Source organism: Herbidospora galbida (assembly GCF_005233835.1).
In the GTDB taxonomy this organism is placed as follows: domain Bacteria; phylum Actinomycetota; class Actinomycetes; order Streptosporangiales; family Streptosporangiaceae; genus Herbidospora; species Herbidospora galbida.
The window spans coordinates 106,382-128,571 of the sequence record NZ_SZQA01000016.1 but is presented as its reverse complement, the minus strand read 5'-3'; the positions used below and the strand labels follow the sequence as shown (position 1 = coordinate 128,571).

At 71.4% G+C, this 22,190-nt stretch carries 18 protein-coding genes and 1 pseudogene; 6 read left to right on the top strand and 13 right to left on the bottom strand.

Annotated features, from left to right (window positions below):
- Positions 1–125: 125 nt before the first annotated feature.
- Entirely contained in the window at positions 126–1,904 is a 1,779-nt protein-coding gene (locus FDA94_RS18120) for a substrate-binding domain-containing protein (protein WP_246060015.1), read from the bottom strand.
- 405 nt (positions 1,905–2,309) lie between these two features.
- Positions 2,310–2,948 (bottom strand): cation efflux transmembrane domain-containing protein, encoded by a 639-nt coding sequence (locus FDA94_RS18115; protein ID WP_246060014.1) that lies wholly within the window; start codon positions 2,946–2,948, stop codon positions 2,310–2,312.
- Between the two features lie 112 nt (positions 2,949–3,060).
- Here FDA94_RS18115 and FDA94_RS18110 point away from each other — a divergent pair, with 112 nt between their 5' ends.
- Positions 3,061–3,882, top strand: a complete 822-nt coding sequence (locus FDA94_RS18110) for a TrmH family RNA methyltransferase (RefSeq protein WP_170991000.1) — start codon at positions 3,061–3,063, stop codon at positions 3,880–3,882.
- Here FDA94_RS18110 and FDA94_RS18105 read toward each other — a convergent pair.
- On the bottom strand, positions 3,827–4,636 hold the full coding sequence (locus FDA94_RS18105) for a D-alanyl-D-alanine carboxypeptidase family protein (protein WP_137248243.1): 810 nt from the start codon (positions 4,634–4,636) through the stop codon (positions 3,827–3,829). The two genes, FDA94_RS18110 and FDA94_RS18105, sit on opposite strands and share 56 nt — an antisense overlap.
- Positions 4,637–4,693: 57 nt before the next feature.
- On the opposite strand from FDA94_RS18105, the gene FDA94_RS18100 reads away from it, so the two are divergent.
- Positions 4,694–4,876, top strand: a complete 183-nt coding sequence (locus tag FDA94_RS18100; RefSeq protein WP_062341358.1) for a YegP family protein — start codon at positions 4,694–4,696, stop codon at positions 4,874–4,876.
- Here the strand turns inward: FDA94_RS18100 and FDA94_RS18095 are convergent.
- Positions 4,873–5,382: a DedA family protein gene (locus FDA94_RS18095; RefSeq protein ID WP_246060013.1), complete on the bottom strand. Its 510-nt coding sequence runs from the start codon at positions 5,380–5,382 to the stop codon at positions 4,873–4,875. The two genes, FDA94_RS18100 and FDA94_RS18095, sit on opposite strands and share 4 nt — an antisense overlap.
- 131 nt (positions 5,383–5,513) lie before the next feature.
- Between FDA94_RS18095 and FDA94_RS18090 the strand changes: the two genes are divergently transcribed.
- The gene (locus FDA94_RS18090; protein ID WP_137248242.1) at positions 5,514–5,978 is read left to right on the top strand and encodes a hypothetical protein; all 465 of its coding nucleotides are present in this window, start codon (positions 5,514–5,516) and stop codon (positions 5,976–5,978) included.
- Between the two features lie 72 nt (positions 5,979–6,050).
- Complete coding sequence (locus FDA94_RS18085; RefSeq protein ID WP_137248241.1) at positions 6,051–7,070, top strand: DUF4331 family protein; 1,020 nt, start codon at positions 6,051–6,053, stop codon at positions 7,068–7,070.
- On the opposite strand, the gene FDA94_RS18080 is transcribed toward FDA94_RS18085, so the two are convergent.
- The 3 genes from FDA94_RS18080 to FDA94_RS18070 form a co-directional block, all read right to left on the bottom strand.
- The gene (locus FDA94_RS18080; RefSeq protein WP_137248240.1) at positions 7,071–10,400 is read right to left on the bottom strand and encodes an ATP-binding protein; all 3,330 of its coding nucleotides are present in this window, start codon (positions 10,398–10,400) and stop codon (positions 7,071–7,073) included. It lies immediately after the preceding gene.
- A gap of 95 nt (positions 10,401–10,495) precedes the next feature.
- Entirely contained in the window at positions 10,496–11,557 is a 1,062-nt protein-coding gene (locus tag FDA94_RS18075; RefSeq protein ID WP_137248239.1) for a lysylphosphatidylglycerol synthase domain-containing protein, read from the bottom strand.
- Between the two features lie 53 nt (positions 11,558–11,610).
- A complete protein-coding gene (locus tag FDA94_RS18070) occupies positions 11,611–12,405 on the bottom strand; it encodes a PIG-L family deacetylase (protein ID WP_246060011.1) in 795 nt (264 codons plus the stop codon).
- A gap of 67 nt (positions 12,406–12,472) precedes the next feature.
- Here FDA94_RS18070 and FDA94_RS18065 point away from each other — a divergent pair, with 67 nt between their 5' ends.
- On the top strand, positions 12,473–13,579 hold the full coding sequence (locus FDA94_RS18065) for a glycosyltransferase family 4 protein (protein ID WP_137248238.1): 1,107 nt from the start codon (positions 12,473–12,475) through the stop codon (positions 13,577–13,579).
- A gap of 162 nt (positions 13,580–13,741) precedes the next feature.
- On the opposite strand, the gene FDA94_RS18060 is transcribed toward FDA94_RS18065, so the two are convergent.
- The 5 genes and pseudogenes from FDA94_RS18060 to FDA94_RS18040 all read right to left on the bottom strand — a co-directional run.
- Positions 13,742–14,560 carry a transglutaminase family protein gene (locus FDA94_RS18060; protein ID WP_246060009.1) on the bottom strand — a complete coding sequence of 273 codons (819 nt, stop codon included), beginning with the start codon at positions 14,558–14,560 and terminating at the stop codon, positions 13,742–13,744.
- Positions 14,557–15,534 (bottom strand): alpha-E domain-containing protein, encoded by a 978-nt coding sequence (locus FDA94_RS18055; protein WP_212735375.1) that lies wholly within the window; start codon positions 15,532–15,534, stop codon positions 14,557–14,559. Before FDA94_RS18055 ends, FDA94_RS18060 begins: the two co-directional genes overlap by 4 nt.
- The gene (locus tag FDA94_RS18050; protein ID WP_137248237.1) at positions 15,531–17,060 is read right to left on the bottom strand and encodes a circularly permuted type 2 ATP-grasp protein; all 1,530 of its coding nucleotides are present in this window, start codon (positions 17,058–17,060) and stop codon (positions 15,531–15,533) included. The genes FDA94_RS18055 and FDA94_RS18050 overlap by 4 nt, the downstream gene beginning before the upstream one ends.
- Positions 17,061–17,105: 45 nt before the next feature.
- Positions 17,106–18,779, bottom strand: coding sequence for an allophanate hydrolase (atzF, locus tag FDA94_RS18045; RefSeq protein WP_137248236.1), 1,674 nt, complete (start codon positions 18,777–18,779; stop codon positions 17,106–17,108).
- Positions 18,779–19,027 (bottom strand): annotated as a pseudogene (locus FDA94_RS18040) (cysteine hydrolase family protein); the annotation flags it as partial. The pseudogene FDA94_RS18040 and the gene atzF, both read right to left, overlap by 1 nt.
- A 78-nt stretch (positions 19,028–19,105) precedes the next feature.
- Between FDA94_RS18040 and FDA94_RS18035 the strand changes: the two are divergent.
- On the top strand, positions 19,106–21,298 hold the full coding sequence (locus FDA94_RS18035) for an NACHT domain-containing protein (RefSeq protein ID WP_137248235.1): 2,193 nt from the start codon (positions 19,106–19,108) through the stop codon (positions 21,296–21,298).
- Here FDA94_RS18035 and FDA94_RS18030 read toward each other — a convergent pair.
- Complete coding sequence (locus FDA94_RS18030; RefSeq protein WP_137248234.1) at positions 21,255–22,190, bottom strand: nucleoside hydrolase; 936 nt, start codon at positions 22,188–22,190, stop codon at positions 21,255–21,257. The genes FDA94_RS18035 and FDA94_RS18030 overlap by 44 nt on opposite strands.

Sequence of the window (22,190 nt, the reverse complement as noted above, 5' to 3'; positions counted from 1 at the left end):
GAACAGGACCTGCCGGTCCCCACACGAGAAGGACGCCCCCTCAGGGCGCCGCGTTTACTGTCTTCCAGGCCATGCTCAAGTGGCATGACCTGGGAAGACAGCGACTCCTGTGACTCGGGTGAAGATTATTTGGCGCTGGGGCAGTTGGGTGCGCACAGCCGGCGGGCGATGCCCTGGAGGAAGATGTTCCGGATCTCCAGCACCGTCTCCGGGAAGTACGCCGTGCCGCCGGTCGCCTTGGCGATGTTCTGCATCTGCGTCCGGTTCTCGTCGCCCTGGGTGTTGAACGAGATGACCAGTACCGAGACCGGCTTGGCGGGGTCGAACTTCGACTTGAGCCGCTTGAGGATGCCCGCGTTGGTGATGCCGCCGCTCGGGTCGTCGTTGCCGACGCCGTCGGTGAACAGCAGGATCGTGTTGATCTTGTCGGCCTCGTACTCGTCGGTCATCTTCTGGTACGCCGCCCAGAGAGAGTCGTTGAGGCCCGTGTTCCCCGTGGGGATCGCCTTGATCTGGGTCATCTGCCGGGCGATCACCTCGCGCCGGGTCACCCCGTCGATCTGCTGGGCGAGCGGCCCGACCGGGACCGTCTCCTTCCAGTCGACCTTGGCGCCGTTGAGGTTGTCGGAGAAGATCCAGGTCCCGATCTCGGTCTTGTCCGGGAAGAGCTTCAGCCCCTCGGTGCTGACCTGCGAGATGGCCTGCATGCGGGTGATGCCCGAGGAGTCGGCCGGCAGCGCCATCGTGCCCGAGACGTCCAGGAGCGACAGCAGCTTGGTGCCCAGGCCGACGCGCTTCCACGACTGCGCGAGCGTGACGACGGTCTTGGCGTCGGGGATCGGCAGGGCCGTCGGGGCCTCGGCCCGCATCCCGGTCTCGGGGGTCAGGACGCTGCCCTGGCCCTCGGGGGTGCGGAAGCCGTACCCCTGGATGGTCTTGCGGGAGGCGGCGGAGGCGAGTTCGGCGGTGAAGAGCTTGGCGGCCTGGGCGCTCTCTGGGTCCTTCGTCGTGGTGATGATCGGGTAGTCGAGGTTGACGGTGCCCTCGGCCGGATAGAGCGCCACGGCCGCGTTCTTGTTCTCCTTGTTGAACGCCCACACCGACTGCTCGGAGGTCACGCCGATCGGCACCCGGGTCGCGGCCTTCGACAGGGTCGCGAACAGGTTGTCGGGAGAGGTCACCTTCGACTCCGACAGCTGCCGCAGCACGCCGACCAGCAGCTCCTCGGAGCCCTCGTCGCCGCTCTGCCGCAGGATCCCGGCCCCGGCCAGCAGCGCGCCGAGCCCGGCGGCGTTCTTGGCGGGGTCGAGCACGACCACGCGGACCTTGCTGGCGAGCCCGTCGGGGTTGGCGGCGTTGGCGGCCGTCATCATGCCGGTCCAGCTGGGCTCCAGCGATTCGGCCAGCTTCGCGGCGGCGGCCTTCGGCGCGGCCAGCACGATCGGCGAGGTGGCCAGGCTGGCGGTCACCTTAGGGGCCGACTTGGGCGGCATCTGCGACAGCCACAGCGAGGAGTCGGGGATCCAGAGGTCGGGCGCGGAGCTGGCGCCGCCGGTCCCGGCCAGCGCGGCGGCGACCCCGTCGGAGTCGGCCCCCTTCACGGCCACGTCGACGCAGCTGCCGTCGACGGTCTTCTCGGCCTTCACGAACCGCCCGGCGATCTCGCTCACGGCCGGTTCGATGTCCTTGGCGACGGCCACGAACAGAGACACCTTCTCGCCGGAGCACCCGGTCGTGTCCTTGTTCACCACGACGTACGCGGCCACGCCCAGCAGTACCGCGAGGGCCACGGCCCCCGCCAGCGGGACGAGCACCTTGCCCGGCCCTGCCGACTTCCGGCGGGAGGGGGGCTGCTCGTACGCGGGGTAGCCGCCCTCGATCTCGTCAGTGCGGTGACGTCCCACGATGGCCTCTTCGTCAGTCGTTGGTCTCCCCGCCAGGCAAAAGGGAGATTCTCCGTAATGCTTACGGAACCATAGTGGCAACCATTAGACCGGCAAAACGGTCCTTTTACTGCGATGATGGGCATCGCGATACATCTTGACTTATCGATCTCGCGATGTATCGTGTTCGTAAATTCAGGCGAATCGGCACCCGGGGGCTGGGATGCGTGACGGAGATCTCCTCCTGCTGGAGTTCAACCGCCCCGGCCTGCCGCCCTCGGCCAGAGAGGCGATGCGGGCCCTTCCGGGGCTGCGCGCCGTCAATCTGACGGGCCGTCACGGCCGGGTCTGGACGGTCGCGGGCGGCGCCTCAGAGGTGATCGACGCCCTGCGCGACGCCGGCATGGACGTCGCCGTGCTGTCGCTTCAGTGGTCGCAGACGTGCCCGCGCCAGGCTCTGCCGCCCTCGAAGACGGCGATCCCCGCGAGCGAGAGCGCCACCAGCGGGTCGGCCCACCACCAGCCGATCGAGGCCGCCGCGAACCCGGCGAGCACCCCGGCGGCGGTCAGCCCGCAGAGCACGTTCTGGGTGCCCTCTCCGGTCGTCGCCGCCGAGGCCAGGCGGGCCCCGACGCGCCGTTTGGCCCACCCGAGGACCGGCATGCTGACCAGGCTGATCGTGGTGACCAAGACGCCGAGCACCGTCGGCGCGGCCCGGTGACCGTGCTCCAGGTCGTGGAGCACGTGCAGCACGAGATAGGGCGCCAGCAGCCAGAAGCTCACCGCCACCGCGCGGGTCGCGTGGAACTCGGCCATCGGTGACACCAGCCGGGCACCGGTGAAGCGCCACAGCACGATGAGGCTGGCCAGCGCCTCGACCAGGGCCGAGAGGCCCCAGCCGAGCAGCGCGACCGAGTCGGCGGCCCAGCCGGCGTACACGCCCACAAGGGATTCGGCGCCGAGCCAGCCGAGGGTCGCCACCGACAGCAGGCGCGCGCGGCGGGCGTCCCTCAGCCAGCTCTCGGCCGAAACGGCCGGGCGCGTGAGCGTCCGCTGGTCAGGCACCTTGACCTCCGATCGCCCTCGCACCGCCGGATACAGCGCTGAGTACTTTATCGGCCACGAACCGTCACACCGATTTGCCGTTGCCAAGGGGTGGCAAGGGTAGGCTTGCGTGATGGTCATCGAGCTCCACGACCCGGCTGACCCGCGCTTGACCGACTTCACCCACCTGCGTGACGTGGAGCTCCGCAAGAGCCTGGAGGCCGAACACGGCCTGTTCCTGGCCGAAGGCGAGAAGGTCATCCGCCGCGCCCTCCAGACCGGCCACCCCGCGCGGGCCTTCCTGACCACCCCGAAATGGCTCACCCACCTGGCCGACGTGCTCGAAAACCAGGTGGTGTACGTCGTGAGCGACGCCCTCATGGAGCAGGTGACCGGCTTCCCGGTCCACCGGGGCGCGCTGGCCTCGTTCGAGCGCCTCGAACTGCCCTCGGTCGCCACGCTGGCCCGGCGCTCCAGCCGGATCATCGTCCTCGAAGACCTGGTCGACCATGCCAACGTCGGCGCGATCTTCCGGTCGGCGGCGGCGCTCGGGGTCGACGCCGTCGTCCTGTCGCCGCGCTGCGCCGACCCCCTCTACCGCCGGGCGATCAAGGTCTCGATGGGGGCCGTCTTCGCCATCCCGTGGGCCCGCATGGACGACTGGCACGGCGGCCTGGCCGCCCTCGACGGCTACGACACCCTCGCGCTCACCCCCGACGCCTCGGCCGTGCCGATCGACGAGGTCACGCTGGGCGAGAAGGCGGCGCTGCTGCTCGGCTCCGAAGGCGACGGCCTGTCGTCGCGCTGGCTCGGCCAGGCGACCGAGCGGGTCCGCATCCCGATGAGCCCCGCCGCCCTCAAGAACGGCGTCGACTCCCTGAACGTCGTGGCCGCCGCCGCTATCGCCTGTCACTCACTCGTTCGGCCCAGCTCAGCAGGTTCCGCGCGGTCGTGAACCGCCGCAGGTCTCCCGTGTCGCCCAGGATCACCCCGAGATAGGTGTGCCCGTCCCGCCGGGCCGCGAACGCCAGGCAGTAGCCGGCCGCCCTTGTGAAACCCGTCTTCAGCCCGATGACGCCGGGCGTGGTGCCGAGCAGTTTGTTGGTGTTGGTCCAGGTGTGCCCGGCGGCCCGCGCCACCCGGGTCCGCGCGATCTGCGCCAGCACCCTGTCCTTCAGCACCACCCGGGTCAGCTCCAGCTGGTCGCGGGCGGTCGAGTACTGACCGGGCGCCGGCATCCCGTCGGCGTTCACGAAGCGGGTGTCGTCGAGGTCGAGGGCGCGGGCGGCGGCGTTCATCCGGTTCACGAACCGCCGCTTGCCGGGCCCGTAGGCGCGCGCCAGCGCGTTCGAGGCGTCGGCGGCCGAGGGCAGCAGCAGCGCGTAGAGGAGCTGCCGGACGGTCAGCCGCTCCCCGGCCCGCAGCCCGGCGTGGGTGGCGCCGGTGGAGTGGGCGTGGTTCACGTCGGCGGCGGTGATCGTCACCAGGTCGTCGAGATCGGCCTGCCGCCGCACCACGTAGGCCGTCATCACCTTCGTGAGACTGGCGACGGGCACCCGCCGGTCCTCGTGTTTGGCGTACGGGACCGTTCCCGACGTGAGATCCACGACGTAGACCTCGCTCGCGGTCACCCGAGGGTCGGCGTGAGCGGGGGCCGAGAGGACGATCGCCCAGGTGAGGGCGGCACTGACGAGAACGACGGCACGCATGCCCGCATGATCGCACGGGTAGGTGTGCGACGGCCGGACGGCATTCGGGGGGAAGACATGGCGAGCAGATTCGTCATCAGCAGAGACGCGGCGGGGGCCTACCGGTTTCGGCTCGTCATGGGCAACGGGCAGACCATCGCGGTCAGCGAGGCCTTCACCAGCCGCGCGGCCTGCGTGAACGGCATCGAGTCGGTACGCCGCACCGCACCGGAGGCGGTGCTCGACGACTCGGAGCTCTAACCCGCCTGCGACGCCGTCGTGGCGCCTCGGCCGCGGCGGCGCCACAGGACGTACGCGACCAGGGCGACCGCGACCACGACGGCGACGACGACCGCGATCACCGGCGAGTCGGCGGCCAGCCCGAGCCACGCCCAGACGACCGCGTAGAGCCCGAACCACACCAGCGGCGCCCAGGTCAGGCAGCCCAGCGCGCTGGCCACCAGATACCAGCGGTAGTTGATGCGGAGCACCCCGGCCACCCAGGGCAGCGTGTGCCGCAGCCCCGGCACGAAGAAGCACCCGTAGACGGCGAGTGCCCCCCATTTGCGGACGACGTTCTCGACCTTGATGATCCGCTCTTGCCCGATCCGGCGTCCCAGCCGCGACTCGTAGACGGTGTCGCCGACCTTGTGGCCGACCCAGTAGTAGACCTGGAAGGCCCCGAACAGGGCGACGGTGAGGATCGCGCCGACGAGCCAGTAGGGCATCCCGAGGAACGACGTCGACATCGGGTCCGCGAGCTCCACCGTGCGCCGCCTCGTACTGGGAATTAGGACAGCCTTACCTTAAGCGACGCATCGTGGACCGCGCCAGGCACCACACGCCCCTGCAAGTGGACGGCAACCACCGCTCAACCATGGCGTTCTACAAAAAAGGCATGAAATCCCGCAGCCTCGCCCCGGTCGTCGCGAGTGGCGGCGGAACCGCGCTGCGGCTCCTCGTCGCCACCCTCGCGGTCGCCGCCGCCTACCTGACCGGAACCGCCGTCACCGACGAACCTACCCGCTCCGTCGCCCTGTCGTCGGCCCAATCGGTCCCCGCCGAAGTGAGACTCGCCGCCCCCGAACCTGGCGTGCTGGCCGTCGGCGAACTCCCCGACTGCTCCTACCGCGTCCGTGCCGTGGCCGAGTCGGGCGCCGTCTCCTACGAGTGGACGCTGCAGCGCTACAGCCCCTCGGCCGAGGCCTGGCAGGACTACCTGTCGGGCACGGGCGGCTACGACGGCGCCGCCCGCACCGTCGACTGGCGGGTCCGCGTCCCCGGCAACCCCGGCGTCTACCGGGCGGTCCTGGACGTGGCGGACAACCGGCTCATCAGCGAGAAGTTCCAGGTCGACTGCTGATTCATGGGGCTGAATCTCCCTGGGCGGGGGCAGGGCCGTCCGGGTCAGAGCCCTCTCGGATCGGAAACACCCATGTCCCACCACCTCGACTCGCCCCTCGCCCGCCAGGACCCGCGCCTGGACGTCTGCGACCTGTACGTCTTCCGCGGCGAGCGCGGCACCGTCTTCGCCGCCGACCACAGTCACTCCTTCGCCGGTCCCGACGCCCCGAAGGGCTTCCACCCGGAGGGCCGCTACGAGATCAAGATCGACGGCGACGGCGACGCCGTCGAGGACGTGACCTTCCGCTTCACCTTCGGCGAGCGCGACGCCGAGGGCGGCCAGACCTTCCGCCTCCACCGCGTGACCTCCGGTGAGGAGAAGTCGATCGCCGAGGGCCGCCTCGGCGAGACGACCGACCTACCCTGCGGCGGGCGCGTCTGGACCGGCCAGGCGGGTGACTCGTTCTGGATCGAACCCGACGTCCTGCACGCCGTCGGCCAGGCCTTCCAGCACGGCACCACCGTCGACCTGACCGGCTGGAACCCCGACAAAGCGGGCAACCTCTTCGCCGGCCACACGGTCTACTCGATCGTCCTGGAACTCCCCGACGACGAGCTGCGCCCGATCGCCGGCCCCGACGGCCGCATCGGCGTCTGGGCCCAGACCAGCCTCGCCACCGACAGCGGCGGCTGGCGCCCGATCAACCGCTGCGGCCTGCCGATGATCCACCCCCTGTTCACCCAGTACGACGAGGACCTGGGCGACCGCCTCAACACCAACGGCCCCGCCGACGACATCCGCATCCACGGCGACCTGATCCGCTCGAAGGTGGCCGGAGTGGTGCGCGCCTACGGCACGGCCGCCGACCCGGAGGCCTACGCGCAGACGGTGATGGAGCGCATGCTGCCGAACATGCTGCCCTACCGGATCGGCACCAAGGCCGCCTTCACCTTCGCGGGCTGGAACGGCCGCGCCCTGACCGACAACGCCCCGGACGTGATGTTCTCCTTCGCGGCCAACACCCCGGTGACGCTGGGGATCGGCCGCGAGTCGGTCGCGCCCAAGCCCAGAGGCGAGTTCCCGTACCTGCCGCTGGTCGAGCGCGACTGACTAGGCCCGGTCGAGGGCGATCTCGGCGTCGTCGACCCAGCGCTGCGCGCCGACCCGCCGCGCCACTGCCAGGGCCTTCTCGTAGTGCGCCCTGGCGTCCGGACGACCCAGCTTGACGGCGAGGTCGCCCAGGGTCCGGGCGACCGGCCACAGGGCCACCACGCCCGTTCCGGCGCCCGCGATGCGGTCGTGGAAGGGGCGCAGGGCGGCGTAGGCCTCGTTCATGCGGTCGACGTCGTCGAGGCGCAGGCCCGCGAGGGCCCGCCAGGTCATCGCCAGTTCGTAGAGGAAGTCGCCGCGGACCGGCTCGCGGGTCACGGCCACCGCGCGGGCGTCGCGCAGGTGACCCGCCTCGGCCAGGGCGACCGCGTAGGCGTCGAGGGTCCATTTGGCGCCGCGGGTGTGGGCCTCGCCGAGCGCGTCGGCCATCTCGTCGGCCTTGCCCTGCACCAGGTGGAGGCAGAAGGTCGCGATCAGCGGGAGGTCCTGGCGGCCTTCGAGCATGCCCGCGCGGGCCGTCAGGCGGGCCGCGTTGCGGTAGGCCGTCTCGGCGCCCGCGTAGTCGCCGGCGATCATGAGGCGCTGACCGGCGTACCAGGCGCCGACGGCCGCCGGGGCGGCCAGGCCGTACTGCCGGCCCAGCTGGTCGGCGCGGGCGAGCTGGCGGTCGGCCTCGGCGAAGTCGCCGCGGGCCGCCGCGCATTCGAGCAGCACCAGGTGGGCGAGGGTCTGCACCGAGATCTGGCCCGACTCGGCGCCGACCCGGAGCAGTTCGCGGCCGATGTCTTCGCGCTCGTCGACCTGGGCCAGCGTGTAGGACTGCCGCAGGCGGCCGCTCAGCGCCATCGCCAGCAGGTTGGGGTCGCCGCTGGCGCGGGCCAGCTCCTCGGCCTCCAGTGACGCCTGCTCGCCGCGCGGGGTGGCCGAGCCCTCTAGCTCCAGGGCCAGGGTGGCCAGCAGGCTGGCGCGCAGCGAGTGCTCGCTGGGCGGCAGCTCCAGCAGCGCCTTCTCGGTGACGTCGACGATCTCCCACGCCGTGCGGGTGAAGTCGCGGGCGATGCCCTTGTGCGGCACGGCCAGGGCCGCCGCCACCCGGGCGGTCAGTTCGAGGTCGCCGAGCGGCAGCGCCACGTCCATCGCGTCGCGCCGGTGGGCGCGCGCGGCGGTCATGTCACCGGCCAGGGCCAGCGCGTGGATCGTGCGGACCTGGAGTTCGAGCCGGTCTCTGCCCGGACGCCCGCCCGCGCGGTCGTAGGCGTTGATCGCGCGTTCCCACTGCGAGGCGGCCTCGCGGTAGGCGTAGCGGCGTTCGGCCTGCTCGCCGGCCAGGCCCGCGTAGCGGACCGCCTTGGCGGCCGTGTCGGCGGTGCCGGCCAGGTCGTAGTGGTGGGCCAGGGCCGCCACGTCGCCCGGCGTGCGCGACTCGATGACCGAGGCGACCGCCGCGTGGAGGCGCGAGCGGCGCAGCCGGGAGGCGTCGGAGTAGAGGGTGTCGCGGACCATCTCGTGGTCGAAGCGCAGCCGCCCGGCGCCCGGTTCGGTGACCAGGCCGGCCAGCAGCGCGGCCTCGACCGCGTCGACGACGGAGTCTTCTTCGCCGGAGATGTCGACCAGCACGTCGACGTCGACGTCGCGGCCGATCACGGCGGCCTGCAGCAGGATCTGCTGGGCCTTCTCGGGCAGGCGCGCGATCCGGCGGCGGAGCACGTCGCGTACGCCGGAAGGCACCTGGGAGATGTCGGCCTCCGCCTCGAAGAGGCGGACCGTCTCCTTCACGTAGAACGGGTTGCCGCCGGTGCGCTCGACGATCGCGGCCACGACGTCGTGGTCGATCTCGCCGCGTACGAACGTCGCCCGCACGAGCTCGGCCGCCTGCGCCGGGGCCAGCCCGTCGAGCTCGACCCGGACCGGGCCGAGGCGGGCCAGGGCGGCCAGCACGTCTTGCTGCGGGTCGCTGAGCTCGCCCTCGCGGCAGGTCACCACGAGCAGCACCCGGCTGGCGGCCAGCAGGCTCGGCAGCGCGCGCAGCAGCGCGAGAGTCTGGTCGTCGGCCCAGTGGAGGTCTTCGAGGGTGATCAGCAGCGGGGCCTCGCGGGCCACGCCCGACAGGAAGCCGCCGACCGCCCGGTGGAGCCGGAAGCCGCCGGAGGCGTCGTCGTCGTTGGGGACCGGCGCGTGGTCGTCGAGCAGCGGCGCGAGCAGCGCGCCGTACTCCCCGGCGCCGCGCCGGGCGATCAGCGCCCGCAGCACCTCGACCCAGGCCCAGCCGGGCGGGGTCGCCGCGCTGTCGGGGCAGCCGCCCCCGGCGATGATCCAGCCCTGCCCTTCGAGGCGGCCGGACAGCTGCCGCAGCAGCGTCGTCTTGCCCGACCCCGGGTCGCCGGTGACCATCGCGATGGCGAGCCGGCCCGACTTGGCGTGGGGGGCGGCGGCCAGCAGCGCGGTCAGCTCGGACTCGCGGCCGACGAACGGCTCGGGCTCCAGCGGCGGCAGCGGGCTCACTTCGAGCGGGCGCGGCGGCCAGGTCGGGGTGGTCTCGGCCCGGCGCGGCAGCGGGGTCAGTTCGAGCCCCGGATCCTGCGACAGGATGTCGCTCTCCAGCTTGCGCAGGGCGGGGCCGGGGTCGATGCCGAGCTCGTCGTCGAGGATGGTGCGGGCCCGGCGCAGCGCGGCCAGCGCGTCGCCCTGCCGCCCGCAGCGGTAGAGGCCGAGCGACAGCAGCCGCCAGCCCTCCTCGCGCAGCGGGTGTTCGGTGGTGAGCGCTTCGAGGTCGGGCACGGTCTCGGCGTGGAGCCCCAGGCGCAGCCCGGCGTCGGCGTGGCGCTCCCGCGCCACCAGCCGCAGCTCGCTCAGGCGGGTCACCTCGGCCTCGGCCCAGGCCTGATCCTGGAAGTCGCTGTAGGGCGTGCCCTGCCACAGGCCCAGCGCCGACTCGAGCCGCGCCCTGGCCGTCTGCGGGTTGTCGTCGAGCCGCTCGCCGGCGGCCCGGACGGTCGCCTCGAACCGGAGGGCGTCGATCTGCTCCGGCGCGGCCCGCAGGGCGTAGCCGGAGGCGACGGTGACCAGCAGCCGGTTGGGCCCGCCACGGGGACGGTTGGGCTCGAGCACCCGGCGCAGCCGGGAGATGTACACCTGCAGGCCCGACTGCGCGCCCTTGGCGGCGTCGTCGGACCACAGGTCGAAAAGGAGGGTGTCGACGGGTACGACCTGGCCCCGGGCGACCAGAAGCCGCGCCAGAACGGCCCGCTGGCGGAGCCCGCCCAGATCGAGCTCGTTGTCGCCGTCATACGCTTCGACCGGACCCAGGACCCGGAAGACCACCGTGCTCATGTCAGCCGCCACGCTATGCGCGCCGCCAAACGGTACACAAGACGTTCACCGGTCATCCTCACTTCGGGGAGAGTGAGGTCAATTGTCGCGCAAGATCATGATGCTTTCTCGCGGGTGACCGGTTGGGCTTCCCGCCTCCCGTCGCGCCTGCGCAGAAGCGCCCAGCCCCCGAGGGCGAGCCCGCCCCACGGGATCTCGATCGTGTACGTCCAGAATCCGAACAGGATCGCGGCGGCGGTGGCCTGCGCCTCGCCCGCGCCGAACCCGATCAGCGCGAGCGCGGTGCCGGCCTCCATGAACCCGGCGCCGCTGGGCGTGGCCAGCGCGCTCGTCAGCACGCGCGACAGCGCGAACACCGCGATCGACTGGGCCGGCCCGACCCACGAGCCGGTCCCGAGCATGCACAGCGCCAGGATCAGCCACTGGAAGCCGAGGAAGAACACCATCCCGAACGACATCTTCAGCCAGCCCGACCGGACCACCCCGGCCATGTCGTCGCGCAGCTTGTGGATGGCGGTCGAGGCCCACCGCTCGGCGGGCCGGATCTTCCCGGGCGACAGCGCCACGAGCCGGTCGGCGCCGCGCCCGATGACGCGGGCTCCCCGATCCCAGAACAGCGCCGCCCCGACGATCACGACGAGCGCGAGCAGCGAGGCCGAGGCGGCCCACCCGGCCTTGGTGACCGTGGGCGACAGCGCGGTGCCCGACAGCAGGAGGGCGAGGATCCCCACCGCGGGCAGCAGGAACCGGAAGAGCATGTTCCAGACCCCGCTGACCAGGGTCGAGGCGACGATGGCCCCGACGGGGAACCCCCAGCCCTTGGTCATCGCCATGGTCAGCGCGACCCCGGCCGCCCCGCCGAAGGGCAGCAGGTTGCTGACCGCGCTCCCGGCGGCGTTCAGGGTGAGAGCCTGGGTGTGCCCGAGGCCGGGCAGCGACCCGGTGAGCACGAAGGTGTAGGCGAGCAGGCTGGCCAGCCACACGGCGGTCATCAGCGCCGCCATCTGCCAGGAGACCGCGGCGAACAGGTCGCCGATCTGGCCCCACGACATCGTCGCCCCCGTGAGCGCCCCGATGATCGAGGGCAGGTAGACGATCAGCCCCGCGGCCAGCGCCAGCGACGCGACCGACATGGCGACCCGCACCCACCTGTTCATGCGCCCAGTCTGCCGGGCACCGAGACCGCTTCGCTCATCCTCTGGTACGAGAATCAGTCGTCGAAGGGATGGGTCATCTTCGTGCCGGGGGGCAGGTCGCGGCGGACGTACCACTCGGTGCCGAAGACGTAGCGGTAGACCGGGGCCGGGATCTTCAGCAGGGCGGCCAGGGTGCGGTCGCCGTCGCCGCCGCTGGCCTGGGTCGCGTGGGCGGCCATCGACTGGCGTTTCACCGACGTCCACTTGCGGACGTTGACCCGGTGGGTGATGTCGGCCGAGGCCGAGTAGGCGGTCTCGAACGAGCGGATGTCGAGCTGCGGGTAGAACTTCGCGGCCAGCCGCACGCCCTTGAGCAGGGGGTCGCGGTTGACGGTGGCCTCCAGGAGGATCGGCGGGGTCGCGGCGAGCTTCGCCGCCCGGGTGCCGACCCGGTAGACCTGCACGTGGTCGGGGTGGCCGTAGCCGCCCGAGGGGTCGTAGATGGTCAGGAGTTCGGCCTTCTCCTCGTCGAGGATCGCGGCCAGGCGGGTGGCGGCCTCTTCGATGTCGGCGTCCATGAAGGCGTCGGCGGGGCGGTCTTCGGCGCCGCCGCCGGCCTCCAGGCCCGAGTCGGCGTAGCCGAGGCGCACCACGCGGGCGCAGCCGAGGCGGGCGGCCGAGTCGTAGAGCTCGTTCATGCGGGCCTCGCCGAGCTCGTCGCCGTGGGGTAGTTCGGCCAGGCCGTGTTCGCCGGCCGTGGCCACCACCAGGACCACGCGATGGCCCTCGGCCGCGAGCATCGCCATGGTCCCGGCCGTCAGCAGCGCCTCGTCGTCGGGATGGGCGTGAAAGAACACCGCTGTCTTCACCCGACACATGATCCCACCCTCCGATCGCGCGTTTGAGCCGGGTCCGGACCTCTGTCAGGCTGATCGGGTGCGCATCCTTCACGTGAGCGACTGCTACCTGCCCCGGCTGGGCGGCATCGAGGTGCAGGTCGCCGACCTGATCAGGAGCCAGCGCGAGGCCGGGCACGACGTCGAGGTGGTCACCGCCACGCCGGGCGAGCCGCTGCCGGGCGTCCACCGGATCACCGCGCGCATGCCGTTCGACCTGCCGGTCCACCCGCGCGGCACGGGCCATCTGATCCGGATCATGACGCAGCGCAGCCCCGACGTCGTGCACGTCCACACGGGCGCGGTCTCGCCGTTCGCGTGGATGGGGGTGCTGGCCGCCCACCGGGTGGGGCTGCCCACGGTCGTGACCGTCCACAGCATGTGGGATCCGGTCACCGCGAACCTCTACCGGTCGCTGAAGACCTGGAACTGGACGGGCTGGGGGCTCGTCGGCACGGCCGTCTCCGAGGCCGCCGCCCGGCCGATCCGGCGCGTGGCGGGGCCGAACGTCCCGGTCCACGTCGTGTCGAACGGGCTCGACCTGTCGGGCTGGCGGCCCGAAGGCCCGGCCCGCGTCCCCTCAGACGAGGTCCACGTGGTCGCAGTGGGACGGCTGGCGCCGCGCAAGCAGCCCGTACGACTCCTGAAGCTCCTGGAGGCCGCCAAGGCCAGAACGCGCAGGGGCGTCACCCTGCGGGCCACGATCGTGGGAGACGGGCCCGCACGGGGCCAGATGGAACGCCATCTGAGGTCGAAGCGGATCGACTGGGTCGAGATGCCGGGAAGGTATACCCGGGACCAGATCAGGGGGCTGCTGGCGGAGGCCGACGTCTTCGTCGCCCCGGCGCCCCGGGAGTCGTTCGGTCTGGCCGCGCTGGAGGCACGCGCGGCGGGGGTGCCGGTGGTGGCACGGTCGCAGAGCGGTGTGGCCGATTTCGTGAGCCCGGGCAAGGAGGGCCTGCTGGGGCGCACCTTCGACGAGCTGGCCGGTGCGGTGGCCCGGCTCGCGGGGGACCCTGCGCTACGAGGGGCGATCGCCGAGCACAATCGGTCGACGTCGCCGGTCAGATGCTCGTGGCCGGTGGTCCTTGAGGGGTTCGAGCGCTGTTATGAACGGGCCGCCGACGCTTCGTCGGGCCGGCGGTAGGACAAGGGCCGGGTCAAAAAGGGAGAACCCGCCCCGACGGAGTGCGTAGGTCGATGGGCAGCGGCTGCCGGGGCGGACGGGGGCGCTGGACGATCTGGACCCTTTTCACAAGAGGCTCTCCTCTCTCGTATTGGTCTCAGCCTTCCCAGTAATACGTAATGATCACGCCAACCGGGTCACTTCGACCTTTACTTCTTGTCTTCCCGCAGGTGGTCCTTGGTAAATACCTTTCAAAGGGGGTACGTCAGCGTAGTCTCTCCCGCGCGCTACCACTACATGTGTTTCGCCTACTTTTGAGCGATTTGTCGGGTCGAGCGCGTTCCACTCGCCCGACCAGTACTCCACCCACGCGTGCGACTGCCCCGCGACGGGCTCGCCGATGACCGCGTCCGCCGCCGGATGGATGTATCCGGAGACGTAACGGGCCGGCAGCCCGGCCGCCCGCATCAGCGCGACGGTCAGGTGCGCCATGTCCTGGCAGACGCCTTTGCCCTGGTCCCAGGCCTCCTGGGCGCTGGTGAGCACCCCGGTCGCGCCCGGCACGTATTCGACCCGCTCGTGCACGGCCCACGCGATGGCCTCGGCGGTCTCGTGCGGGTCGCGGCCGTGCGCCTGGGCCAGCCCGACCTCGCCGCAGGTGATCGTGGTCCGCTCGGTGGGCCGCAGCAGCTCGGCGACCGGGCCCGACACGTTCCTCAGCAGGTCCCAGCTCAGCGGCTTGGCCAGTGGCCGGACCGGCGAGGTGTCGACCCGGGCCTCCGCCTCGATCGCGAGCGTCCGGTGGCCGCCCGTCACGTCGAAGACGCTGACGTGGGTGCCCCAGTAGTCGCGGTAGGTCCAGACCGGCGTCGCCGGCCGGATGACCAGGCTGCAGTCGAGCGTGGCCTGCCGGTGGTCGTCGACCGGGGTCATCCGGACCTCGTTGTACGACGACGCCGCCTCGCCCTCGTACTCCACGAACGTCGAGTGGCGGATCCTCACACGCCAGCCGGTTTCCACACCGCACCTCCCAGCGCCTGCACGCCCAGCTCCCAGCGCACCGTCGACACGTGCTGGAAGAACCGTTCCGTCAACCCCTCCGAGGCGATCACGCAGGCCGCCTGGAGGGTGATCAGCAGCTCGGGCAGCTGCTCTTCGAGGCCCGCCGTGTCGGCGTACTCCAGCGCCATCCGGACCCGCCCGATGGCCGCCCGCGCCGGGTCGCTCATGCCCGCCCTGCCCTGGTTGGGGCTGAGCTCGGCCAGGCACTGCTCGGCCGTGGTGAGGGCGTGCATGACCGAGCGGGGGAAGAGCCGGTCGAGGAGGAGGAACTCCAGCACCCGCTTCGCGTCGCCCCGGTGGGTCCGGGTGAACGACTCGTCGGCCCCGCACGCCTCCAGCAGCGCCTTCCAGCCGGTCGACTCCGAGTGCGGCGCGAACTCGCTGGGCAGCACCTCGCCGTGCACGGCCAGCAGGCGGGCGGTCATGTCGACCCGCTCCAGGCTGCGGCCCAGCACGATGAACAGCCAGCCGTCGTCGCGGCTCATGGTCGCGTCGGCCAGCCCCGAGAACAGGGCGGCGCGCTCGCGGACGTACCGGAGATAGCCGTGCGGGCCGAGCCGCTCGGCCCCGATCTGGCGGATCGGCAGCTCGTTCCAGGTGACGTTGAGGCACTCCCAGACCTCGCTGGAGATGATCTCGCGCACCCCGCGCGCGTTCTCCCTGGCCGCCCTGACGCAGCCGGCGATCGAGCTCGGCGTGGCCGAGTCGTAGGCCAGACGCTGGATCATCGTCTCGGTCGTCGGGTTGTCGCCGCCCTCGTGGCCGAGGATGGCCAGCACCGTCGACCAGTCCTCGTCGTCGCCGAGGGTGCGGTGCAGGGAGACGTCGAGCAGGCGGGCGATGTCGTCGGAGCGTTCGACGTACCGGCCGATCCAGTACAGCGTCTCGGCGATGCGGCTGAGCAGTTCTCTCACTGTTCGCTCTCCCCGTCCCAGGCGGCGTTGCGGCTCGGTTGCCAGTGCGCCGGGGGCTGGTGGCCGCCGGTCACCACGTGCGGGATGCGCGGCCCCGGCTCCGACAGCACCCACGTGTCCTTGGAGCCGCCGCCCTGGCTGGAGTTCACGACCAGCTCGCCCTCCGGCAGCGCGACCCGGGTGAGGCCGCCCGGCAGCAGCCAGACGTCGTCGCCGTCGTTGACCGCGAACGGCCGCAGGTCGATGTGCCGGGGCCGGGGCAGGTCGCCGATCAGGGCGGGCGAGGTCGACAGGGCCACCGGCCGCTGGGCGATCCACCCCCGCGGATCTCTCTGTACGTTCTCCTTCAGCGTCCCGAGCGTCTCGTCGGCGGCCCGGGGGCCGATGACGATGCCCTTGCCGCCCGCCCCGTCGACGGGCTTGAGCACCAGGTCGCCGAGGTTGCCGAGCACCCATTCGAGGGTGTCGGCGTCCTCCAGCCGGTAGGTCTCCACGTTGGTGATCAGCGGCGTCTCGCCGAGGTAGTACTTCATCAGGTCCGGCACGTACGTGTAGAGCAGCTTGTCGTCGGCCACCCCGTTGCCGACCGCGTTGGCGATGGCGACCGTGCCGGCGCGGGCGGCGTTCAGCAGCCCCGGGCAGCCGAGGGTCGAGTCGGGCCGGAAGTGCAGCGGGTCGAGGTAGTCGTCGTCGACCCGCCGGTAGATGACGTGCACCGGCCGCTTGCCGTGCGTGGTGACCATGTAGACGCGGTTGTTCTCGCAGACCAGGTCACGGCCCTCGACCAGCTCCACGCCCATCAGCCGGGCCAGCAGCGCGTGCTCGAAGTAGGCGGCGTTGTAGACGCCCGGGGTGAGCACGACGACCGTCGGGTCGTTGATCGCCGTGGGCGCGGCCCGCCGGAGGGCGGCCAGCAGCCGGGCCGGGTATTCGTCGACCGCCCGCACCCGCTGCTCGGTGAACAGCGCGGGGAGCGTGCGCATCATCGCCAGCCGGTTCTCCAGGACGTAGCTCACGCCGCTCGGGGTGCGGACGTTGTCCTCCAGCACCCGGAAGGCGCCCACCTCGTCGCGGATGATGTCGACGCCCGCGATGTGGACGCGGACCCCGTTCGCCGGTCTGATCCCGTCGGCCATCCGGTGGAAGTGGGGGGAGCTGTGCAGGAGCGACCACGGCACGACCCCGTCGTGGAAGATCTGGCGGCCGCCGTACACGTCGGCGAGGAAGGCCTCCAGCGTGCGCACCCGCTGCCGGACCGCGCGGGCGATCAGGTCCCACTCGGCGGCGTCGATGACGCGGGGGATCAGATCGAGCGGGAATGGGCGCTCCTCGCCGGCGTAGTCGAAGGTCACCCCCCGGTCGGTGAACACCCGGGCCAGCTGGTCGGCCCGGAACCGGAGCTCGTCGGCCCCGAGGGGTTGCAGGGCCGCGAACAGCCCTTGATACGGCGGCCGGGGCGTCCCCGGCCGCTCGAACATCTCGTCCCATGCTTCGGCCAGGGCATATGAGTCGAATATGTCCGCCATGTCCGGAGCGTAGGAAACCGATGTTTCGCGCGATGCCGCCGGATGTTACGGCCGGGCGTTCACGTAGCCCGGCCAGGAGCCGTAACCCGTGATGTCCGGGGCGTCCGCGACCGCGTGGGCCTCGCAGAGGAACCCGACGACGTGGGTCCCGTCGTCGAGCTCGACCGAGCCGAGCCCGAGGGGTGGCGGGATCCTCGTGAGCAGCCCGCCCAGCCCGGCCGCGTCGAGGTGGAAGAGCTCGACCTCGATGGACGCGCCGTCCGTCGTCCGGACCATGCCGGGGCGGTCGCCGAGATCGTAGAGCCGGTAGGCCCCGGCCGTATGGGCGAGGCCCGCCGAGGTGGCGCCGAGCGCCCGCAGCTCCGGATGCAGCGGATGGCCGGTCCGGTGCGCCCCCACCACGGCCAGCAGTGTCCTGCCGGTCCTGACCCGGTACGGCGTGGCCCCCGCCCGGCCCGTGTGGAAACGTTCGGCCGCGTCCGCGAGCGGACCGTCGGCGCCTGCGGGGGCCAGCAGGGTGACGCCGTGCGGTCTGCCCGCGGACGTGAAGCCGGCCGGGACGGCGATCCCGGCCAGATCGAGGAGGTTGGCGAAGGTCGTGTAGGTGCCCAGGACGGAGTTCCTGGCGATCGGGTCTTCGGCCATCTCGGCGAGCGTGAACGTCCTCGGGACGGTCGGCACGGCGATGGCGTCGACCGCGGCCCAGGTCCGGCGGGTTTCGGCCATGAGCGCCCTGAGCCGGTGCAGGCCCCGGAAGGTCTCCGCCCCGGTGACGCCGCTCCCGCTCTTCAATACCGCCGCGGTGACGGGGTGCAGGGACTCGGGATGGGCCTCGACGAACGGCCCGAGCACGCTCCACCGCTCGGCCACCCACGGCCCCTCGTAGAGCAGCCGCCCGGCTTCGAGGAACGGCGCGATGTCGACGTCGACGAGCTCGTAGCCGAGGTCTTCGAGTCTGGTCAGCACCTCGGTCCAGTTCTCGTCACCCCGGATGACGCCGATCTTCCTGATGGGCGTCGTGTCGCGGTCGAATCGCCGGGACCAGGGGTCGTCCTGCTCGTACCCCTGGATGATCTCCAGGACCGTCCGGGCGTCGTGGACGTTCAGCGAGAACACGCTCGGACAGTCGAGCGACGCGCAGGCCGGGACCACCCCCAGCGTGCTGACCAGCCCCTTCGACGGCTTGAGCCCGACGGTCCCGGTCATCACCGCCGGCACCCGACCCGACCCCGCCGTGTCGGTCCCGATCGAGAAACTGACCAGCCCCGCGCTCACCGCCACCGCCGACCCCGACGACGATCCCCCGGAGATCAGCCCCTTCACCAGCGGCGACTCCACCGAGCCGTAGGGGCTGCGGGAGCCCGACAGCCCCGTGGCGAACTGGTCGAGGTTGTTCTTGCCGATCAGGACCGCCCCCGCGCCGACCAGCCGGTCGACGAGCGGCGCCGACCGCTCGGGCAGGTAGGCGAAGTCGGGACAGGCGACCGTCGTGGGCATTCCGGCGACGTCGATGTTGTCCTTGACGGCGAAGGGGATGCCGTAGAGGGGCAGATCGGGATCGTCGGGCAGGCCGGCGAGGGTCTCCTCCTCCGACCGGAGACTGATCCAGACGCCGTCGTCACCCCTGGCCTTGATCCTGCGATAGACCTCGGCGACGACCTCACGGGGGTGCAGGCCGTTCGCGTACGCCGCCTTCAGCGCCGGAATCTGCAGATCCACTAGCCCTCCAGTGCCTTGAGGAACGCCTCGGAGGAGGCGATCTCGACGGGCGCGACCTCCGGGACGATCTCCCAGCCCGGTTCGCCGCGCACGAGGATCCGGCCCTGCGGCCCCGGATCACCGATCGGCGGGCAGTCGGACAGGTCCGCGCGATGGCCCTCACGCGTGTGGATCACGGTGAAGCCCTTCTCCCGCGCCTGCGCGAGCACGCGCGCCGCGGGTTCGAGATACATCGGCTCGCCTTCCGTCGATTGTCGACAAAATGTAACTCAGGCGAACTTCCGTGCAACGCGTGACGTGTTAATTCCGTGTAGCGATAGTGGGGTGTGTCGAAGTTCTGGCGGACCGTCCTGCTGGTCCTGGCCGCGGCCGATGGCCTGGTCCTCTTACCGATTGTGATCAATTACGCGACGGGCGGTGAGGCTCCGGCATGGCTCAAGCCCTATGAAGGCTGGATCTGGCCCCTGGTGGGGCTGCTGGCCGTGACCGCGATCGTCTTCACCGTGCTTCAGTCACTGGAGAAGCGGCCCGAGGGCAGGATCGCGGGTTACGTTCACCCGGACTTCCGCTCCCGCGCCATCGCCAACATCCGCCGCTACGTGACCCAGCGGCTCGACCAGTCACTGGTCCGCGTCGCCCGCGCCCGGCTCGACCTCGACGCCGTGTCCGACGCGGTCGGGGCGCCACCCCGTACCTGGCATGTCACCCGAGGCGAGGACCCGTGGGAGCCGCCGCCGGGCGCGAGCCCGCTCGACGTCTACGACCATCTCGACGGGTCGATGCTCATCCTGGGATCGCCCGGCGCGGGCAAGACCACGATGATCCTCGAACTCGCGGAGGCCCTGCTGGCCCGCACCGACCAGCCTCGCGTACCGCTGCCGGTCGTCGTCGAACTCGCCGACTGGGCCGTCAGCCGCCAGTCGCTCTTCCGGCGTTCGTCGCTCCCCGAACTGGGCGACTGGCTGCTGCGCAGAATCGACTCCCTCTACGGCATCGGTGACGGCGTGGCCGACGCGTGGCTCAAGGACGGTCGCCTCGCCCTGCTCCTGGACGGGTTCGACGAGGTGCCGGAGGAGTATCGGGCCCGTTGCGTGGCCGGCGTGAACGCGCTCTACGACCGCTATCCGCAGGTACAGATCGTCGTCGGCAGCAGAGCGGCCGAATACGAGGATCTGCCGGAGTCCCAGCGGTTCCTGCTGCGCGGCGCGGTCGTCATCCGCCCTCTCACCTCAGAGCAGGTGCTGAGCTATCTGTCCCAGGGAGAGGGCCGGCTGCGGCTCGCCCACCAGGCCGTCGACGACGACCCCGCCCTGCTCGGCCTGATCACGGCGCCGCTCTGGCTTTACGTCCTCATCGTCGCCTCGAACAGTTCCGGGGCGACCGCGCCGGACCGTGACGCGCTGCTGAGCTCCTTCGTCGACCAGGTACTGAAGCTGCGCCGCAATCGCCGGCGCCGGTACCCGCCGGCCCAGGTGCTCACCTGGATCACGCAGGTGGCGCGGCTGATGACCTCGACCAATCGGCGTACTCTCGCCGGGCCCGCGCTGGTGGGCACCGAGTTGAGCTGGTGGACCGCGTTGGACCGGCCGACCCAGAGGATGATCAACGGGGTCGTGGTACCGATCGCGGTAGGCATCTGGTCGGCGATCGTGGCCGGGAAGATGGTCGGGAGCGTCGGGATCGGGTGGAGTCTGGCGGGTGGGCTGGTCCTGGCCGGGAGCGGGGTGTTCGTGCTGGTCGCCTCAGGACTGGAGGGCCCTCCGCGGTGGACGGCCGGACCTCCCCTGAGCCGCGTGCGCGCGGGCGTCGCCGGTGTCGTGCTGGGGGCGGGGGGAGGGGCGCTGATCTACGCCGCCGACATCATGATGGCGTCCGTGGGCGGCACCGGCCAGAAGATCCTTTTCGGCGCCCTGGGCGTGGTGTCCGCAGGGTCCGCGATCTACGCTCTCGGGACCGCGGGCGACGATTCCGACGTCCGCGCCGCGGGAGTCGCCCTGGCGTTGGGGCTGGTCTGTGTGGTCTTCGCACTTCTCACCGGCGACCCCGCCGGGCACGCCTGTTTCATGCTCGGGCTCTGGATCGGTGTCCCGTTGGCCTTCGTGCTGGCGAACAGGGACGAGAGCTCGCCACCGACCGGCGAGGTGAGTGGCGGGGGAAAGGTCTTCGTCGTGACCTTGACCGGTGCCGTCATCGGGATCGCGATCGGAGCCGCGTATGCGGAGACCGGGACGGTGTCGTTCTTCGGCGGGATGGGCGCGGTGGGACTGCTCGCGGCCGGCGTCGTCACTTCGGTGGTCCCGAGCTACATGATCTTCTTCTGGGTCGCCGGGCTCGGCGGCTGGATCGTGCAGGCCGTTCTGGGGCGGTTGCCCTTCCGCTACCGGGCGTTCATCTCCCACGCCACCGACATCGGCCTCCTCCAGCGGGACGGCAAGAGCTACCGATTCCCCCATGTGATCCTCTCGGACCATCTGGCTAAGGGAGTCGTGCCTCCACCTGAGCGAAGCTCGACAGAGTGAGGTCCCAGAAGCGGTCCACGTCGATCGACCTCGCCACGTTCGCGTTCGGCACGCGGCCGCGCAGGTTGAAGTCGATCACCGTCATCCCCGACGTGAACCGGCCCGCCGTCTCCACGTCGACCACGCCCGGCGTGAACTCGAACAGGCTCGGGTCGGCGACATGGGCGACCGCCAGGGCGTCGTGGACCGCTGGGCCGTCGTGGGCCGTCGTCATGCCGTAGAACTCCAGGCTGGGGATCAGCAGCTCGCCGCCGAGCCGTCCGAGGTCCCGCATCCGGTCGAGGATCGGCCCGTTGGCCAGGGCCGTCAGGCTGACGTCCAGGCCGATCTGGTTGACCGTCCAGCCGGCGCCGAAGACGATCGCCGCCGCTTCCGGGTCGGCCGCGATGTTGAACTCGGCCGCCGGGGTGCGGTTGCCCCGCGTGTACGACCCGCCCATGATCGTGAAGTCGCGGGCCCACTCGGTGATCCGGGGTTCCCTGCGCACCGCCAGGGCGATGTTGGTCAGAGGGCCGACGGCGACCAGGGAGATCTCGCCGGGGGAGGCCGAGAGGGTGTCGACGATGAAGTCGACCGCGTGCCCGTCGGTCGCCTTCAGGCGGGGTTCCGGCAGCACCGCCGCGCCCAGCCCGCCGAAGCCGTGCACCTCCGAGGCGTCGATGCGGCTGGCGACGAGCGCCCCGGCGGAGCCGGCGACCACGGGGACCGACGGGAATCCCAGGAACTCCCGCAGTTTGAGCGCGTTGAGGGTCGTCAGTTCCAGGGAGACGTTGCCGCCGACCGTGGTGATCCCGACGAGGTCGAGCGCCGGGCAGCCGTGGGCGAGGGTGAGGGCCAGTGCGTCGTCGATCCCGGGGTCGCAGTCAATGAGGATCTTCTTTGGTGCGGGCAC